The organism is Photobacterium alginatilyticum (genome assembly GCF_009910675.1).
Lineage (GTDB): Bacteria > Pseudomonadota > Gammaproteobacteria > Enterobacterales > Vibrionaceae > Photobacterium > Photobacterium alginatilyticum.
The window spans coordinates 1-18,472 of record NZ_RSEJ01000001.1 but is presented as its reverse complement, the minus strand read 5'-3'; the positions used below and the strand labels follow the sequence as shown (position 1 = coordinate 18,472).

The window sequence follows — 18,472 nt, the reverse complement described above, 5'->3', positions numbered from 1 at the left end:
ATCTAGTTAGACTTTCGCCCTCTAGCTTTTGGCGACATCAATCATAGTAACACTGCCGTCTTCGTTGATTTCTGCAATCTGGCCGGAAGGCTCTTCCATCATCAGCAAGGTTACAAACCCGAGTACTGCCGTTGCCGCAATCACATAGAAGAAGGTGCTATAGTCCACCAGCGACAAAATCGTCAGATAACACACAGCACCTACGTTACCGTACGCACCTGTCATGCCAGCAATCTGGCCTGTCATACGACGTTTGATCAGAGGCACCGTGGCAAATACCGCTCCCTCACCCGACTGAACGAAGAACGAACAAGCCATAGCCGCTGCTACCGCCAGCCATACCGGCCAGCTTGCATCCACCTGGCCCATCAGGAAGTAGCCCGCTGCCAACCCTGCCGTCAAAATCAGCAATGTCGGCTTACGGCCAAACTTATCGGAAATCCAACCACCGCCAGGGCGAGACATCAGATTCATAAATGCATAGGCCGATGCCACCATCCCGGCCATCACCGGGGTCAGCTCAAAGGTATCTGAGAAAAACAGTGGCAGCATCGAAACAACAGCCAGTTCCGAGCCAAAAGTGGCAAAATAAAGCACATTCAAGACGGCGACCTGCTTGAATTTATACTGGTGGATTTCAGGAACCGGCTCTTTGAATACTGTCTTGTTGACCTTCCATGCCTGGTTCACTTCATAGCAATAAATTGCGGCAAGTAACGCGTATATACCACTAACCATCTCGCTACTAAGCATTGAGACACCGCTTGGTGACAGTTTCCAGGCCAATAATGCCAGGGCACCATACATAGGCAACTTCATCAGCAGCAACAGGAAAAAGTCCCCTTTAGAGGTCACTTCCATCGCCCCTAAGTTCTTGGGCTTGAAATACGTCGCTCCCTTTGGCGTATCAGTCACATTGATATAAAAGATATAGGAAAAGATCAGGCTCATGGCACCCGTGATCGCCATCGCGTAACGCCAACCATCCTCACCACCGAACATTACGGCTACAGTCGGCAGCGTAAAGGCGGCCGCGGCAGAACCAAAGTTCCCCCAGCCTCCATAAATGCCTTCGGCCGTACCCAGTTCATTGTGCGGGAACCATTCTGACACCAGTCGAATACCCACCACAAAGCCGGCTCCGATAAGCCCCAAAGCGAAACGTGCTATCGCCGCCTGAATAAAGTTATCTGCAAGGGCAAAAACAAAACAGGGAATGGAGCAGATTGCCAGCAGCGCCGAGTAGACGATTCGCGGGCCATATTTATCGGTTAACATCCCAATAATAACCCTAGCCGGTATCGTGAACGCGACATTCAAAATGAGCAGGGTCTTAATCTCGGCGGTGGTCAGGCCAAGCGATTCTTTCACCGCCTGGAGCAGGGGCGCAAAGTTAAACCACACCATAAATGTAATAAAAAAAGCGAACCAGCTGTAATGAAGGATCTTCATTTTACCGGTCATGGAGAATATGTTGAACTTACCTGTATCTGTCATTATTCAATTCCTTTATTGACTCTCTGGTAAGTTATTTGCAGTTATCATGCCAGATAAATTAAACCTTTAAAATCAATAAAATAAGAAACAACATTTAATAAAATATCACTTTAGACACATTCCCTTCCTGTTAATGGTGCATGCCTGCACCATCTCACGTTATAAAACCCATTTTTAAATATGGTTATTGCTTTCTTGCCTGGCTGCAACCCAATAAAAATAAAACCAGCAGGCCATATAATCGTAAAAATGGAGCCATCAGGCTCCATTTCCATTTATTTTACGTAAAACACCCATTAAATGCGTAGCTGAATATCACCTTGAGCAACTCGAACCGGATACGTCTTCAGGCTATAGTCCGGATCTTCAAGGCACTCGCCAGTCGTTAAGCTAAAATGCTGCTTGTATAGCGGTGAAGCCACAACCACCTCCCCTTCTACAGAGCCGATGATCCCTCTCGACATCACATTCGCCTCACCGATAGGATCGTAATTTGACAAGGCATAAACTGACTGGCTGCGGCCACAATAAAAAATGGCTACCTGCTCGTCATCCACCAAGGCACACACACCAGTATTTTTCACCAGATCACTGTGTTTACAGATAGTTTGCCACTTCTCTTCTAGTATCGGCTCTTGAGTTACCGGCTCTTTCATTACCTGTTCCATGATTACCTGCTCCTATTCGGTTACATCGACAATTTCAAGCTGCTCAAATTTGTTCCTCGGCCGGCGCTGCCCTCTCTCGGTGACGTAGCTGAGCTTGTTATCTGTTGCCTCGCTATTAACAAAATGCTGGAAGCGCTTCAGTTTCTCCGGAGAATCCAGTGTTGTCTTCCACTCACACTGGTACTGGCTGAGGTTATACGCCATTTCGCGCTCCAGCTCCGCAACAATGCCTAGCTTATCTTCAATCACAACCTGCTGCAGGTAGTCCAGACCTCCCTCGAGGTTTTCAAGCCATACCGAGGTACGCTGGAGGCGATCTGCCGTCCGGATATAGAACATCAAAATACGGTCAATATAGGTCACCAGCGTTTTGTCATCCAGATCAGCCGCAAACAAATCAGCATGGCGCGGACGCATACCGCCATTTCCGCACACATAGAGGTTCCAGCCATTCTCTGTCGCAATCACGCCGATGTCTTTAGACTGCGCCTCTGCGCACTCACGAGTACAACCCGATACCGCAAACTTGAATTTGTGGGGCGCACGCAATCCCTTGTAACGGTCCTCCAGATCTATCGCAAAGCCGACGCTGTCCTTCACACCGTATCGGCACCAGGTACTCCCGACACATGACTTGACCGTTCGCAGCGATTTACCGTAGGCATGGCCGGTTTCAAAACCGGCATCAATAAGCTTTTGCCAAATTAGCGGTAATTCATGTAATTGCGCCCCAAACAAATCCACTCGCTGACCACCGGTGATCTTGGTGTACAAGTCGAACTCTTTGGCCACCTCGCCGAGCACGATAAGTTTATCCGGGGTGATTTCCCCGCCAGCGACCCGAGGAACCACCGAATAGGTGCCGTCTTTTTGCATATTGCCGAGGAAAATATCATTGGTGTCCTGCAGGCCGATATGCTGCTCATCCAGCACATAGTCGTTCCAGAATGAGGCCAGAATAGAGCCCACTGTGGGTTTGCACACATCACAGCCCAGGCCCTGCCCATAGTCATCCAATAACTGATCAAAGGTTTTGATCTGCTTGACCCGGACAATATCGGCCAGTTCCTGACGCGAGTAGGCAAAGTGTTCACAAAGATGGTTATTGATCTCGAAGCCGAGGCTTGCCAGCTCGGCATCAAGCACCTGCTTGGCCAGGGCCGAACAACCGCCACACCCTGTCGATGCCTTAGTACTCCCTTTCAGGCTGGCCATATCAGTACATCCGGCAGCCACAGCCTGTTTGATATCGGCCTTGGTGACATCAAAGCAGGAGCAAATCTGGGCACTGTCTGGCAAGGCCTCCACGCCCATAGCAGTACTCTCTTCATCGCCTATCGCAGGCAATAGCAGTACGGCAGGATTTTCCGGCAACGGCATATCATTGAGCTTCATCTGCAGCAAGCTACTGTATGCCTCAACATCCCCGACCAATACAGCCCCAAGGATCTTCTTACCGTCCTGAGACACAATCAGCCGCTTATAGACCTGCTCAATCTCATCATTAAAGGTATACGACTGCGCGCCCGGCGTATTACCGTGGGCGTCGCCAATACTGGCTACATCCACGCCCAGCAATTTCAGCTTGGTGCTCATATCGGCACCGGTAAACGCATTCTGAACTTCACTCCCCGGTTTCTCACACAACTGCGAGGCGACAACCTTCGCCATCTGGTAGCCCGGTGCCACCAGACCAAAAATCTGTCCCTGCCACAGTGCACACTCACCGATGGCATAGATATCTGTCACGCTGGTCTGACAGCTGTCATCAATAACGATGCCACCTCGCTCACCGAGCGCCAGTCCACTCTGTCGTGCCAGTTCGTCCTGTGGCCGGATCCCAGCCGAAAACACAATCATGTCCGTTTCGAGAAAACTACCATCGGCAAAATTCATTCGGTAGCGGCAGGTTTCACCGGCAACGATTTCCGTAGTGGCTTTTTCGGTGTGTACCTCAACACCCAGCTCAGTGATTTTTCGCTCGAGCAGCTTACCACCACCAGCATCGAGCTGAACCGCCATCAACCTCGGCGCGAACTCAACCACATGGGTTTTCAATCCCATACACTGCAGGGCATTGGCGGCCTCTAACCCCAGCAGCCCGCCTCCGACAACTACGCCTACCTCACTCTGGCGGCCAGAGGTTTCAATCGCCTCCAAATCCTCGATGGTCCGGTAAACATGGCAGTACGGCTGGTCATTGCCCGGGATAGGCGGAACAAACGGATAGGATCCAGTCGCCAGTACCAGCTTGTCATAGCTCTCCACCCTGCCAGAGGCGGTGATCACCTGGCGTTGCTCGCTATCAATGGCTGTCACTTTTTCATTAAGAACATAATTGACCCCGCACTCCTGATAGTAATTTTCATCGGTCAGTGCCAACTCTTGCGCCGTTGTCCCGGAAAAGTACTTGCTGAGCTGAACCCGGTCATAGGCGAGCCTCGGCTCCTCGGAAAAAGTAATCACTTCAAACTGTTCGTTGTTGTCTCGCTGCACCAAATCATCGATAAACTTGTGGCCAACCATTCCGTTGCCAACCACCACAACACGCTGCTTACTCATATAACTTCCTCACTGTTTCTAATTCTGTAAACCGACAATATTTATTACGCGGACAATCTGCTCGCCTGCTGGCTGGCCATTTCGGCAAACCATTGCAACTGTTCAGCCAGGGCCACCACCTTGCCAACGACAATCAATGCGGGTGACTTCACTTGCTCCCGAGTAACCAAGTCGGCTAGCTGATGCAGCTCGCCACGGATCACCCGTTGCTGCGGACAACAACCATTTTCGATCAGCGCCACAGGGGTATGGGCGCACAATCCAGCCTGAGTCAGGCTGCTGGCTATCATGTCGGCTTTAGAGAGCCCCATATAAAACACTAAGGTGTGATCAAGCTGGGCCAGCGACTGCCAGCAGATTTGAAGATCTTTTTCGGCATGTGCCGTGACAAAGGTGCAGCCCTGCGAGAGTCCGCGATGGGTAAGCGGGATCCCGGCATAGCTTGTACAACCGGCTGCCGCAGTGATCCCGGGTACCAAGTCGACCTTGATTCCCTGCTCTCTAAGCTCCAGCATTTCTTCGCCACCGCGACCAAACACAAAAGCGTCGCCGCCTTTCAGGCGACAGATATTCAACCCTTGTTTGGCCTTGATGATCAGGAGATCATTTATATCCTGCTGAGGCACGCTGTGATGGTCTTTCGCCTTGCCGACATAAATCGTTGGGGTTGATGGAGGGAAAAGCTGGCAGATTTCTTTGCTCACCAAGCGATCATAGACAATCACGTCAGCCTGCTGGATCACCCGCAATGCCTTGACGGTCAGTAAATCAGGATCGCCGGGGCCGGCTCCCACCAAGCTCACACGGCCAGATTGCCTTGGCTCATTAACAGCGACAGACGTGAAGCTGACAACCTCTGTCGTCTTGTTTGCAATCTTTGGAATTAGTGACATTTCTCATCCTTACGTACCTTCCGTGTACGTCTTTATTTGCTCTGTACTCGTCAGAGCAAGGACGGTGCCACTACCGTGCAAACCATGTAACAAAAAACTGTATTTATATGATTTAGAAATAAAACTTTATTTATTTCCTCATCTATTGCTCCGACAGTACATAGCTTAGTTGCCAATGCTTCGCACATATTTAGTGCACTACACACCAGAATAATGCATCACTGATATTAAATTTCCGATATCAAACACCAGCCAAACTACCACTTTAGTGGTACGCATAGGGAAATATTCCATTGGGAGAGCCTATTTTAGTCAGTTCACACTTTGTATTCCCTCTTTTTCTTCTATAGCGACGAAGCTGGCTTGGTTATTGCTGTAACGATACATAGATGATGAAAGGATTGAGATAACGAAAGCTTATTGAGCTCAGGAGGGATGCTTTGGGCATAACAAATAGCAATGGATGGATAAAGAGCACCTGCGCATACTGTGGCGTAGGCTGTGGTATAGAAGCGAAACCGACATCTGACGGGCGACTGGAGATCCGCGGGGATGCCGAGCACCCGGCTAATTACGGTCGTCTTTGCTCAAAAGGGCTGGCACTGGGTGAGACTGTCACCCACCAGGGACGCTTGCTGAGCCCGTCAATTAACGGCGAGGACTGTGACTGGGATCAGGCTCTGGACTATGTTGCCGAACAATTTAACTCAATCATCGGCGAATATGGTCCCGATGCCGTGGCTTTCTATGCCTCCGGTCAGCTGCTGACCGAAGATTACTATGTTGCCAACAAACTTATGAAGGGCTTTATCGGCAGCAGCAACATCGACACTAATTCGCGCCTCTGCATGTCATCGAGTGTGGCGGGACACAAACGGGCTTTCGGTGCTGACTGCGTTCCCGGCTGTTATCAGGATCTGGAAATGGCAGATCTGATCATTCTGACCGGATCCAACCTCGCCTGGTGTCATCCGGTACTGTTTCAGCGGATCAAAGCAGCCAAGGCCGATCGGCCGGATCTGAAAGTCGTTGTTATTGATCCCCGCGCCACCAGCAGTTGCGAAATCGCCGATCTTCACCTTGCAATTCAGCCGGGCAGCGATGTCGCCCTATTCAACGGCCTACTCGCCTATCTCGCCGAGCAGGGACAACTTGCCCCTGACTATATCGCTGCACATACCGAAGACTTTGAGCTCGCTTTAGCCAGTGCCCGCCAAGATACGGAGGACAATAATAAGCTATCATGTGTTACCGGATTATCACCGCAGCAGCTCACCGATTTCTACCAGCTCTTTAGCAAGACTGAAAAGGTCGTCACTGTCTATTCTCAAGGGGTTAACCAGTCAACGCACGGCACTGATAAAGTCAATAGCCTGCTCAACTGTCACCTGGCAACAGGACGAATTGGTAAACCCGGCTGTGGCCCTTTTTCGGTCACCGGACAACCCAATGCCATGGGCGGACGAGAAGTCGGCGGGCTGGCCAACACGCTGGCTGCCCACATGGAGTTTGGCAACGAGGCCCAGCACCGGCTGATCAGTGAATTCTGGCAAACCGACACCTTGTCAAATTCACCGGGCATGAAAGCTATCGATATGTTTGATGCCATCGACAGCGGCAAAATCAAAGCTGTCTGGGTAATGGCCACCAACCCCGCCGTTAGCCTGCCCGATAGCAACAAAATCAACCGGGCACTGGAGAAATGTCAGCTGGTGGTGGTGTCGGACTGTATTGCCGATACTGATACTACCCGCCACGCCAATGTCCTGCTTCCCGCGCAGGGATGGAGTGAGAAATCCGGCACGGTTACCAACTCGGAGCGACGTATATCCCGCCAGCGCAGGCTCTTGCCAACGCCCGGAGAAGGCAAGGCCGACTGGTGGATCATCAGCGAGGTTGCCAGAAAAATGGGCTTTGGCCATGCCTTCAGCTATCAGCACGAGGCCGATATTTTTCAGGAATACAGCGAGATGACCGGGCTGGGAAATCATGGTTCCGCTCGGCGCCCCCTCAACCTCACCGGACTGTCTGACTTAACGCCAGCACAATACCACCAGCTCAGTCCGCAACAGTGGCCCGTCGCAGACAAGAGTGAACGTCATCATGATAGTCAAGAGCAGCCGCAACACCTTCCGCACAAGCGCCTCTTTACCGACGGCGTGTTTGCAACCCCTACAGGTAAAGCCCGGTTTGTTGCAGTCCGTTACCAACCACCCGCAAGCCATACCAGCAAGGGCTATCCGTTGGTATTGAATACCGGTCGTATTCGCGACCAATGGCATACCATGACCCGAACCGGCCTGTCGGCACGACTAGGCGAACATACCCCGGAGCCCTATGTCTCCATCCATCCCACGGATGCCAAGCGCTATCAGCTCAATGACAGCCAGATTACTGCAGTTAACAGTGAATATGGAAAAGCCGCCGTCCGCGTCAATATCACCAACGATGTAAAACCGGGAGAGTTGTTTATCCCGATCCACTGGAATGACAGCACCTCCAGTGCTGGTAAGGTCTGTAACCTGATCACTCCGGATAGCGATTCGCTGTCCGGCCAGCCCGAGTTTAAGTTCACTCCGGTCTCTGTTGCGCCGCAAGCTTTTCGCAGCGAGGCATTATTGCTGTTAACAACACCCCATGACATCAGCGAATTTGACTACTGGGTACGACAAAAAGTCAGCAACGGGTATTTATATCGCATTGCCAGTATTCTGACCCCAGAGCAACTAATGCCGCAGCTTGCCCGCTATTGCCAGTCTGAAAATGGCAAAGAGCTCAGCTATAACGGTGCCGGAAACGGGCCTTACCGCTACGCCAAAATCAAGCAGCAACGCCTGTTAAGCTGCTACCTGATCGCCACAGACTTACATCAACAAGATGTCGCCTGGCTCAACCACCTATTAGATGAACCCATTGATTCATCGGTAGAACGTAGTCTGATGTCAGGACAAGCTGAAGGGAAGTTGGCTGGCGGGAAAACAGTATGTGCCTGCAAGCAAGTTGGAAAAAACACCATCTGCCAGGCGATAAAGGAGCAGAGTTTAACAACCGTTGAGGCGATCAGTAGCGCTACGCAGGCAGGAACAGGGTGCGGTAGCTGCGTATCGGAAATCCAGCAACTGTTAGATGAACAGATACTGGTTTCTTCCGACTAACAGGTTACCTAAATATCCAACCTGATAAACCAGGCGGGCTAATTCAGTATTAGCTCGCCATCATCTCCTGGCGCACATTACGGTAGGTAATACTGGCAGAAGCGATATTGTAGCCAATCCACAACCAGTTAAGCAGCATCATCAGGCCGATAGTTGCCGTAACTGGCGGATAGAGCAGCGACACAAGCACACTTGCCATGCCAAGCTGGTATAAGCGGAACTGAACCTTCATTTGCTGACGGCTGATCAGGCTATAGTGATCGGGCAGCAGCATCATGGCACTAGGGTTAGCCATGGCAATAGGCTGAAGGTGCAGAGTGATCAGAAACGGAACAATTTTCAGCAGCATTCCCTGGATCACCCCAAGAACAAAGCCCATCCCGATAATAAGCGCAATAAAAACCTCGGCCCTTCCCTGCAGCTGAATTGGGACCAAGGGCATGGCAATCATCAGCAGACAGCCACAAATCAGACATGCATACGCCCATTGCCAATAGCTGACAACGGTATCCGGCAGTTTACGTTTGCGCTGTCGTAGTCGGTGCAACCCGACAGCGGCATACAAGATAGCGACACCGGCAATCAAGGCACTGCTGTAATACAGGCTAAGTTGCAACAGGGTCGACAGGGCAATAGAGGCCAAACCGATAACCAGCAACGCAGGCAGCGCAATACGCCAATGCCTTGGGAACTCAGGGGTAACATGGAACATCGGGATCACCTGAAAGCTGACCACCATTATCAACAACAAAACCCAGCCAAAAATGCCCGTGCTTGCATGAAAGTTGGTCAGGTTCTTACCGGCGAACGGGAAGTAGCCCCACAGATATCCTGCCAGCAGTAATAATCCGGCAAGCACAACAACGGCAAGAGCCAACCCGGCAAGCATTATAGGAACCCTGGTCTGCTGCCCGCCAGCTTTTCGGAGCAGCACTCCCAGTAGCGAGGTGATGAAATACCCCAGACTCAGAGCCAGTAAGACAAAACTGATAGCAAATGTTGGCCAGCCGAAGAAACCGGCGCTTAATGCCAGGGTACCGAAGATCAACCCAGCCTGCATCAAGAGCAGAGGTGTAGGTGGGATAGTAATCGGAGCGCCACACAATACCGGCATGATTTGAAACAACGACCCAATCATGATCATTGCCATCATGCCAATCGCAACAAGATGAGTAATTGCCAGAGAAGCGGGAAGCCAACGACCCAGCCAGATAGCGTCACCTTGCCAAATCAGCATCAGTGAGGCTATCACCGCAAAAAACGGTGCTGTCAGGTAAAAACGCAGTGGCACGTCCAGTTGCGGAATATCGCTGAAATTAAGCCCGGTCAATCTCATTACTGTTTCTCATCAAGCTTGTTATAGGCCTGTTCATCACCCTGATGCCAAATCCAGATATGGTGCCGTCCAGCCCCTTCCTCGGTATGCCGGTACTCAAATTGCTGCTCAGTCAGAATAGCAAACAGCGGTACGGGTTCGCGTCGGTGCCTGACGTGTAGCAACTGACCACGCTGCAAGGTGGTCAGAGCCTGACAGATCGTATGCATTGGCTGGGGCGGCTCAAGATCACTGACGTCCAGAGTGATAATAGAATCCATAAGCGCAGCGTCTCCGGTTAAGAGGCTGAGGCGTTAGGTTTGGCTTCCATTTGGGCCACAATTTCCTGGCCGTTGGCCAAATGGGCATCCGACATCGGATACAGGATTTGCTCTTCTTTCATATTATGCTGCTGGATAAGTAACATGGTACTTTCCACAATCCCCATAGCACGCTCAGTGGCCTGCTCGCTAATGGCTTGCTGCATCTGTTCGAATAAAGACCGGACTTGGGCATGTTCCTGTCGCATCACCATCGTCGGGCCAGACGTCATCCCCGTTTGCGCTTCAAACTCCGGAAACAAGATCTCTTCTTCCAGGTCAAAATGGTGCAAGGTTTCGGCTTCGAACTGGCTCCATGCATGGCTAAACTCAGCCCAGTTACCTTCCGCTAGCGGGCCTTCTGCCTCAACCAACAGGTGATCGCAGCTTCTGTGATGTTGAGTCATATAAGTATTGATGTTAGCCATATGCGCCTCGCGTACTAGTGTTATAGAACTACAAAAAGTAGTGTTTTATCGTATGAGTGATCCTACACCATAAAAGATGCATTAAAAAGACACCTTTTAAAATAGAAGCTATATCTTGATCGATATCAGTATTGGCCAAAGGTTGTATATCGAACGTTTTGACTCAAGTCCCGAGACTAATCACTACCAACAGCGGGGCACGGTGTCGCGTTACTGATCAACTGTTCTTGATACTGCTGCAGGGCATCAAAAAAGCTCTCTTTCTGCAGTGGCTTGGTCAGCACATAATTTGCGCCTGCACTTATAAAATTGTCACGAGCCTCTTTAAACACATCGGCAGTACAGCCAAAGATAACCGTATTCAGTTTCATCTCGTCACGGATCACTTTCGTCGCCGTAATCCCATCCATCTCAGGCATATGATTATCCATTATTATCAAGTCAAAGCGTTCGTTCTTTAGGATCTCAATGGCAACAAGCCCGTTTTCTGCCAGTGACACCTTGTGCCCCTGTTTCTGACAGAATGTTTTTGTCACCACGGCATTGATTGGGTTGTCTTCCACAATCAGTATGGAAAGAGCCTGACTGATAGCTTGACAGCTCAACGAGTGTTTCGCCTGTTGCGGATGCGCTCTCTGCGTCGTGACTTCCAGTTCAATATCAATGAAGAAGGTGGTACCGACTCCGGCCTCACTCTGAACAGAAACTCTGCCGTCCATAAGCAATACCAGCTGTTTGACTATCGCCAACCCCAGCCCAGTTCCGCCAAACTCTCTCGTTGTTGATGATTCAGCCTGAACAAAGGGATCAAAGATGTGTTCCAGTCTATCTTGTGAAATGCCCACGCCCGAGTCTTTAATCACGATTGAAATCGTTGACCGGCTCTGTTTAGATACATTCAATACCGTTTCAGGGGACGAGCTGCTGGCAATTTCATCGAAATTCAAAGAGATACTACCCTGTGGGGTAAACTTAACGGCGTTGCTCAGCAAATTAAAAATCACTTGGCGAATACGGGCCTTGTCACCCCGGAAACTCCGCTCTTTAGGAATACTATTTTCAATAACCAGTTCGATACCCTTATCCGCACACAAGGCTTTATACGTAGAAAGGACGGGAGAAATAATGTCGTCGAACTGAAAAGGAATGGCTTCAAGCTCCAGCTTATTCTGCTCTATCTTCGAGAAATCCAGAATATCGTTGAGCAAGGAAAGCAAGTGGTCACCAGACTCAAGCAAAATACACAGCTGCTCTCTCTGCGTTTCATCTTCCGTCGAGCTTTCAAGGATTTGCGCCATACCCATAATGCCATTTAACGGTGTTCGCAATTCATGGCTCATGGTGGCAAGAAAAGTCGACTTGGCTTTATTAGACGACTCAGCCTGTTCGACACTGAGAGCCAAATTCTGCTCCAGCTCTCTCCGCTTGGTAACATCTCGCTCGACCGCTATAAAATTAACCGTGTGCCCCTGCGCATCGACAATCGGCGTAATGATCATATCAATCCAATAAGGCGTGCCATCTTTATGGTAATTGAGCAACTCAGTCTGAATGCTACGGCTCTGTTGCAGGCACTCTGAAATACGCTGTTTCTCTTTTTGATCTGTGCCCTTTCCCTGCAAGAGATCACCCGGTTTTATCCCCAGGGCTTCATCGAACGAATAGCCCGTCAACGCTTCAAAACCTTTATTTACCCACGTCGTCAAACCCTCTTTATCGGTGATAATAATCGTGTCCTGGGCGTACTCCAGCGCAAGGCTCAACTTGGCTCGCTCATGTTCGATATCCAGCAGCTCATTTTGATAGAGCGTAGCCTGGCGATAGTTATTCCACTGTCGCCAGAAGAAGTAACTACCAAGGGCCAATAGCAGGCATAGCGCTGATATCGTCGCTTCTATTTTGCTTTTTGATGATTGTTCTATCCAATAATTATTAAGAGCATCGAGCTTAACTTGAATATGTGCTTCAGTAAGCTTCGACTGCTCTTCCTGAATAGCTGCACCAACCCGGTCTCGAAGAGAAATATAACTGAGTAAATTCTTGAACATCAGGTCCCGATTCAACATGTCAGGCACTTGAATGTTTGCCGCAGCCTGATAAATAGACGCCATGACAGCCAGCTGTTCTGCGGGAGCTGCATATTTATCTAGCAAGAGGTTTTGGGTATTCGTTATTGTTGTTAGCGCATATTCATACGACACTTTAGCAGTGAGGATTGCATTTATCGCCCGGGTATATTCTTGAAGCTCGGAGTTGATGTGCTTTGCCTTATTTACGGCTTCCGCATGAATCAGAGCATAGGACTGAAACGGAATTAGCTGAGCTTGACGTAAACTGTCATGAAGAAACTCGGCATCTAGCTCAATATCGACTAACGCACTTGAAAGCGTATCGTATGACTTCGTTTCTGTATATTCAAAATTGTAAATTTGCTCGGTTGCATGAGTGACCTGTTGCGAAATACCAATGTATCTTTTCTGGTAAAACGAGTTGGTATAGCTGCAATAAATACTGAAAATCAGATGGGCACCAATCAAGGTAATAAACCCGATAATACAGAGTTCCCGCTTTGGCGTATATTGAAGGTTCATTTTGTTAGTTCCTCCAATATAAGCGGGTTTGGAGCAGTTAACGATGAAAGAAACGCACTGATTTCAATGATAGAGGCAGCATCAAGCTCCTGCCCTAACTGAAGCTTCGCCATGATAACAATCGCCTCTTCCAACGTTTCAGCTCGCCCATCATGAAAATAAGGGGAAGTTCTTGCCACATTTCGCAAGCTCGATACACGAAACACCAGCTTGTCACTCTCATTGCCGGTAACGTTATAACGGCCGAGATCTTGTTCTTCTAAAATAAGCCTATCATCCTGAACATTCCCCAGCTTTTGAAATAGATTACCACCAAGATTCTGCCCCTGATGGCAGATAACACAGCCCAGTTTTTGAAATTTCTCCCAACCTAACTGAGCTGTCTGGCTGATGGCATCATGATCACCTTTCAGGTATTGGTCGAACGGAGCATCTGGCGTTAATAGTGCCTCCATAAAGGTTACCAGAGCATTTTTTATATTCTGCTCTGAAACCACACCGTTGTATGAGGCATAAAATGCTTCAGCATAAGTCGGAGAGTTTTTCACATAACTCACCACGTCATTCCAGTTCGAATTCATTTCCAAGGGACTATGAATAGGACCGTCAATCTGGTGCTCTAAACTGGCAGCTCTTCCGTCCCAAAAAAAACGTGAATTCAAGCTAACATTAAAGACCGTTTGTGAGTTTCTACTTCCCGCCCCCGCAACCCCAACAGAAACCCGGGTATCCTCAGCACCATTACCATTTAGATGATGGCATGACTCACAACTGACTTTCCCGTTCGATGACAAATTTGCATCGATAAACAATTCAAAGCCCAGCTTTATCTTTTCCGACTCAATAAGAATAGGTTTCTCTACAGGCGAGACATAATCATGACTAATATGATGAGACAACTCAGTGTGTTCTGGTCGTTCATTATCTGGCGCTATTGATAAATGGAAATACGCACCGAGTGATGCAAGCAAAACAATAGAACATCCCCACCCAACAAGCGCTATATGCATACAAAATCCATTTTGTACCTAACCATAAATTAAGTATGGGTTATGTGTTGCATATTGCAAATTATGCAACACCTCTTGCAAGACCAACTATGAACATCAACACCTATCATAATAAGACTCCCTGCCGCACAGCCAATTATCCTTCAAAGATAATTCTTCAACCACTTACACAGTTGATTATTCGACTTGCGAGCAAGTTTCCCGAGCGGTGCTACAGTTTTGACTAATGTGGCTCAACAGTGGCAGACACCAGAAGGGGGAAGCCAGAATGAATAACCTCAACGAACAACTTAGCAGCCAAGTCCAAGGCCAGGTCATCGTACCCGGCGATCCTGACTACGAAGAAACCCGGCAGATCTGGAACGCCATGATTGATCGCCGCCCCTCAGTGATCGTTCAGTGTGCCAGCGCATCGGATGTCCCGGTGGCTCTTGCCTATGCCAAGGCAAACAACCTAGAGATATCAATTCGTGGTGCTGGTCATAATATTGCCGGTAATGCCATCTGTGATGATGGCCTGATGATTGATTTATCTAAGATGAACCAGGTGAGGGTCGATGTCGATAAACGCCGGGCCTATGTCCAGCCCGGAACCACACTCGGCGACTTCGATGCCGCAGTACAGAAACATGGCCTGGCAACACCTGTCGGTATTAACTCTACTACCGGAATATCAGGGCTCACTCTCGGTGGCGGATTTGGCTGGCTTACACGCAAATATGGCATGACCATCGATAATCTGATCTCGGCTCAGGTACTTACCGCCGATGCGAAACAATTAACAGCCTCCGAGAGCGAAAACCCCGATCTGTTCTGGGCTATCCGAGGTGGCGGCGGCAATTTTGGCGTGATCACCGAATTTGAATTTCAGCTCCATCCGGTTGGTCCGGAAATTCTAGCTGGCCTCATGGTCTTCCCGTTCGAGCAGGCCAAACAGGTTCTGACCCAGTACCGCCAATTTACTCAAACCGCTCCCGAAGACTTAAATGTCTGGGTGGTTATGCGCCAGGCCCCGCCTTTGCATTTCCTACCTGAAGCCGTCCACGGTAAAGAAGTCATTGTCCTGGCAATTTTCTACGTTGGAGATATCGAAGAAGGAGAAAGGCTGATCGCTCCCCTGCGTGATTTCGGCAATACCCACGGTGAGCATATCGGTGCCCAACCTTATACAGACTGGCAGCAGGCATTCGATCCCCTGTTAACTCCGGGTCAGAGAAACTACTGGAAATCTCATAATTTCAAGGAATTAAGTAATGACGCACTAGACCAGCTGATTCACTTTGCCGGTAAACTTCCTACCTCACAATGTGAGATCTTCATTGGTCAGCTTGCAGGAGCATCGAACCGGGTTCCGGCCAATGCCATGGCCTACAGCAGCCGTGATGCCAAATTTGTCCTCAATGTTCATGCCCGCTGGGAACAGCAGTCAGAGGACGAGAAAGCCATCAACTGGGCTCGGGATTTCTTCAAGGCCACGACGCCATTCGCCTCATCCGGAGCTTATGTCAACTTCATGACTGCCGAGGAAGGCGATCGCGTATCAGCCGCTTACGATGTCAACTATCAGCGTCTGATTGAAATCAAACGCCAATATGATCCAGACAACCTGTTTCACCTGAACCAGAACATAAAGCCATAAAAGACATAACGAAAAAGCCCCAGCATTTCTGCTGGGGCCTTAGAAAGTGGCGGAGCGCTTTGAGTATAGGAGGAATTTACTGTTCGCAAGCTCAAACGTTCACACATTAAACACATTGTCACAACAGGCAGCAAGGTTGTTAACAAGTAAACGGTAAGCTAACTAAGACACGCGGAATCGGTTCATCATCGACTGCAGGTTCGCGGCCAGTTGACTCAACTCAACACTTGCCTTCGCAGTTTGATTTGCACCAACAGCTACCTCGGTTGATGACTGGTGAATACTTTCAATATTACGACCTAGCTCCTCCGTTACTGAATCCTGCTCACTGCATGCACTGGCAATCTGATGGCTCATGTCAGCAATTTGTGCGACCTTCTGTTCTATAGTTTGAATCGTCTCACCAGTAGTGTAGCTTTGAGTCACGCATTCTTGGATCATGCTGCAACTTCCACTCGTGGCTTCTTTGGCTTCAATTGCACTCTGTTGCAATTTATCAATAATGGCAACTATTTCGCTCGTCGAATCTTGGGTTCGCCCAGCCAAAGTACGAACCTCGTCGGCCACAACAGCAAAACCTCGCCCTTGTTCTCCTGCACGTGCCGCCTCTATGGCCGCATTCAGTGCGAGCAGATTTGTCTGTTCAGCGATACCACGGATAACATCAACGACCATGCTGATATTAGTTGACTCTTTTTCAAGTTGCTCAACCAACACACCTGCATTCTCGATCTCCTTCGAGACTTGCAAAATCGATTTAATATTATGCTGCACATCCTTACTGCCTAACTTAGCTTCATCGTTCGCCGATGTTGCAGAGACAGATGCCGCTTCTGTATTACTAGCAACATCAGCAACAGTCGCTTTCATCTGATCCATCGCAGTCGCTACCATAGTGATTTCATTTTGCTGTTGCTTCATACCGTGTGAAGACTGCTCTGAAACAGCACTCACTTCCTCAACAGCTGTGCTCAGTTGGGTAACTGCAGCAACAATTTCTTCAACAAGCCCTCGTAAGTTATCCTGCATCTTGACACAAGAATCTGCTAGCATCCCTAGCTCATCATTGCCAATTTCATCACGCTTCAAGTAATGCGTTAAATTACCCGATGCAATTTCGCCAGAAAGCGTCATCACCAGATTAAGAGGCAAACAAATCTGACGGGTAAGGAACACGTTCATAATTACCATCAAAATCAATAAACAGATAATACAAGAGAAAGACAGAGTAATAACACGAGCTATACTTGCAAGCATGTCGATGCGATTATTTGCCACAAAGTCAAGATTAAGATCTCGTAGACCGTCCAGAGCAATCATCAGTTCATTAAACTGGCTATATGTATTAATTAACACCTGCTCGGCTTTAATAATGTCATTCTTTTCGGCGGCTGATTCAAACACATTAATAGCCTCAGCATAACGCCCCCAGGCATTACTAACCCGCATATAAATTTGACGCTCATGGTCAGAAGCCACAGTGGCCCCATAACTGTCCAGCATTTTTTCAATACGCTGACTATCCCTCTGAGTCCGTTGAAGTGTGCTTTTCATTTCTGCGACGTCGTTACGATGTGTCAATGTGAAAAACTGAGTGGTTCGATTACTCGCTACTTCATACTTCAACGCTTCAACCGACAATACACTTGGTAGTGTAGAATCCGTAAAGTTAACGGTTCCCGCACGAACCAATTTAAGCTCACTCATCAAAAACACACCGAATGCCATAATAATTGCAGCAATAGCGGCAAAAATAACTGCAATTTTCTTTCCTACCGATAAGTGTTTATATTTCATTCTTAAAATTTAACCTTTTTATTTATAGTTGTGAGTTTATTTATATAGGAATGTGGATACTTCAGTACTAGAACAGATAAAACCTACTGTAAAGTAGAAACGATAGAGCGTATATACAATAATAAAATTGTATATATGCCCACGCTACAAATTATAGGTATAACAAACCATTGACAACGGACAGGAAATAAAAGCTATTAAATAATTAGCTCATATTTATGATATAACAACAATTATATTATGATTAATGTATAAAGTGCTCTTTTTAAAAATTCGCATTAATAATAATATCTATTATAACAATCAACATTAACAAGATGTGTCACTGTTCATAATTATTATTTATATATAAATAATAAAACTACATTTCGTAATTTCAGCAGAAACATATACTGTCGTACAGGCTATTACCAAGGCAGCCTCACACTCAAATTTCATAAACGATAAAAAATCGAGTAGGAGGAGGCCTCACGGCCTCCGTCCTCTCACACCACCGTACAAGCGTGGGTCGCATACGGCGGTTCCGAATATACTTTTAGTGACTCATACCCATTTCGCAACGAGTACAGACCCAACTCCTCGAACCATTTTGTTGGC

General features: G+C 48.4%; 12 protein-coding genes and 1 pseudogene. 2 read left to right on the top strand and 11 right to left on the bottom strand.

What is annotated here, in order from left to right; translation table 11 throughout:
* Window positions 1-21: 21 nt before the first annotated feature.
* From EIZ48_RS00065 to cobA, 4 genes are all read right to left on the bottom strand, one after another.
* Window positions 22-1,497: a NarK family nitrate/nitrite MFS transporter gene (locus tag EIZ48_RS00065; protein WP_160648123.1), complete on the bottom strand. Its 1,476-nt coding sequence runs from the start codon at window positions 1,495-1,497 to the stop codon at window positions 22-24.
* A gap of 296 nt (window positions 1,498-1,793) precedes the next feature.
* Entirely contained in the window at window positions 1,794-2,165 is a 372-nt protein-coding gene (gene nirD, locus EIZ48_RS00060) for a nitrite reductase small subunit NirD (RefSeq protein ID WP_240152818.1), read from the bottom strand.
* 12 nt (window positions 2,166-2,177) lie between these two features.
* Window positions 2,178-4,727: a nitrite reductase large subunit NirB gene (nirB, locus tag EIZ48_RS00055; RefSeq protein ID WP_160648122.1), complete on the bottom strand. Its 2,550-nt coding sequence runs from the start codon at window positions 4,725-4,727 to the stop codon at window positions 2,178-2,180.
* 44 nt (window positions 4,728-4,771) lie between these two features.
* Window positions 4,772-5,620 (bottom strand): uroporphyrinogen-III C-methyltransferase, encoded by an 849-nt coding sequence (cobA, locus tag EIZ48_RS00050; RefSeq protein ID WP_192928409.1) that lies wholly within the window; start codon window positions 5,618-5,620, stop codon window positions 4,772-4,774.
* 440 nt (window positions 5,621-6,060) lie between these two features.
* Here cobA and EIZ48_RS00045 point away from each other — a divergent pair, with 440 nt between their 5' ends.
* Window positions 6,061-8,775 (top strand): molybdopterin-dependent oxidoreductase, encoded by a 2,715-nt coding sequence (locus tag EIZ48_RS00045; protein ID WP_192928408.1) that lies wholly within the window; start codon window positions 6,061-6,063, stop codon window positions 8,773-8,775.
* A 49-nt stretch (window positions 8,776-8,824) separates the two neighbouring features.
* Here the strand turns inward: EIZ48_RS00045 and EIZ48_RS00040 are convergent, their stop codons facing one another.
* The 5 genes from EIZ48_RS00040 to EIZ48_RS00020 all read right to left on the bottom strand — a co-directional run bounded on the left by EIZ48_RS00040 (window position 8,825) and on the right by EIZ48_RS00020 (window position 14,439).
* Window positions 8,825-10,111, bottom strand: coding sequence for a hypothetical protein (locus tag EIZ48_RS00040; protein WP_160648121.1), 1,287 nt, complete (start codon window positions 10,109-10,111; stop codon window positions 8,825-8,827).
* Entirely contained in the window at window positions 10,111-10,371 is a 261-nt protein-coding gene (locus EIZ48_RS00035) for a DUF2249 domain-containing protein (protein ID WP_160648120.1), read from the bottom strand. Before EIZ48_RS00035 ends, EIZ48_RS00040 begins: the two co-directional genes overlap by 1 nt.
* A gap of 17 nt (window positions 10,372-10,388) precedes the next feature.
* A complete protein-coding gene (locus EIZ48_RS00030) occupies window positions 10,389-10,838 on the bottom strand; it encodes a hemerythrin domain-containing protein (RefSeq protein ID WP_160648119.1) in 450 nt (149 codons plus the stop codon).
* 176 nt (window positions 10,839-11,014) lie between these two features.
* Complete coding sequence (locus EIZ48_RS00025) at window positions 11,015-13,429, bottom strand: ATP-binding protein (RefSeq protein ID WP_160648118.1); 2,415 nt, start codon at window positions 13,427-13,429, stop codon at window positions 11,015-11,017.
* Window positions 13,426-14,439 (bottom strand): cytochrome-c peroxidase, encoded by a 1,014-nt coding sequence (locus EIZ48_RS00020; RefSeq protein ID WP_160648117.1) that lies wholly within the window; start codon window positions 14,437-14,439, stop codon window positions 13,426-13,428. Before EIZ48_RS00020 ends, EIZ48_RS00025 begins: the two co-directional genes overlap by 4 nt.
* A 268-nt stretch (window positions 14,440-14,707) precedes the next feature.
* Here EIZ48_RS00020 and EIZ48_RS00015 point away from each other — a divergent pair, with 268 nt between their 5' ends.
* Entirely contained in the window at window positions 14,708-16,078 is a 1,371-nt protein-coding gene (locus EIZ48_RS00015) for an FAD-binding oxidoreductase (protein ID WP_160648116.1), read from the top strand.
* A gap of 162 nt (window positions 16,079-16,240) precedes the next feature.
* Here EIZ48_RS00015 and EIZ48_RS00010 read toward each other — a convergent pair whose 3' ends face one another.
* The gene (locus EIZ48_RS00010; protein WP_160648115.1) at window positions 16,241-17,875 is read right to left on the bottom strand and encodes a methyl-accepting chemotaxis protein; all 1,635 of its coding nucleotides are present in this window, start codon (window positions 17,873-17,875) and stop codon (window positions 16,241-16,243) included.
* Window positions 17,876-18,360: 485 nt separating this feature from the next.
* Window positions 18,361-18,472, bottom strand: a pseudogene (locus EIZ48_RS29880) (group II intron maturase-specific domain-containing protein); the annotation flags it as partial.

Excerpts from the sequence above, each read along its gene's own strand:
- EIZ48_RS00065 (WP_160648123.1), bottom strand. The coding sequence starts at position 1,497 with ATGACAGATACAGGTAAGTTCAACATATTCTCCATGACCGGTAAAATG.
- nirD (WP_240152818.1), bottom strand. The coding sequence starts at position 2,165 with ATGGAACAGGTAATGAAAGAGCCGGTAACTCAAGAGCCGATACTAGAA.
- nirB (WP_160648122.1), bottom strand. The coding sequence starts at position 4,727 with ATGAGTAAGCAGCGTGTTGTGGTGGTTGGCAACGGAATGGTTGGCCAC.
- cobA (WP_192928409.1), bottom strand. The coding sequence starts at position 5,620 with ATGTCACTAATTCCAAAGATTGCAAACAAGACGACAGAGGTTGTCAGC.
- EIZ48_RS00040 (WP_160648121.1), bottom strand. The coding sequence starts at position 10,111 with ATGAGATTGACCGGGCTTAATTTCAGCGATATTCCGCAACTGGACGTG.
- EIZ48_RS00035 (WP_160648120.1), bottom strand. The coding sequence starts at position 10,371 with ATGGATTCTATTATCACTCTGGACGTCAGTGATCTTGAGCCGCCCCAG.
- EIZ48_RS00030 (WP_160648119.1), bottom strand. The coding sequence starts at position 10,838 with ATGGCTAACATCAATACTTATATGACTCAACATCACAGAAGCTGCGAT.
- EIZ48_RS00025 (WP_160648118.1), bottom strand. The coding sequence starts at position 13,429 with ATGAACCTTCAATATACGCCAAAGCGGGAACTCTGTATTATCGGGTTT.
- EIZ48_RS00020 (WP_160648117.1), bottom strand. The coding sequence starts at position 14,439 with ATGCATATAGCGCTTGTTGGGTGGGGATGTTCTATTGTTTTGCTTGCA.
- EIZ48_RS00015 (WP_160648116.1), top strand. The coding sequence starts at position 14,708 with ATGAATAACCTCAACGAACAACTTAGCAGCCAAGTCCAAGGCCAGGTC.
- EIZ48_RS00010 (WP_160648115.1), bottom strand. The coding sequence starts at position 17,875 with ATGAAATATAAACACTTATCGGTAGGAAAGAAAATTGCAGTTATTTTT.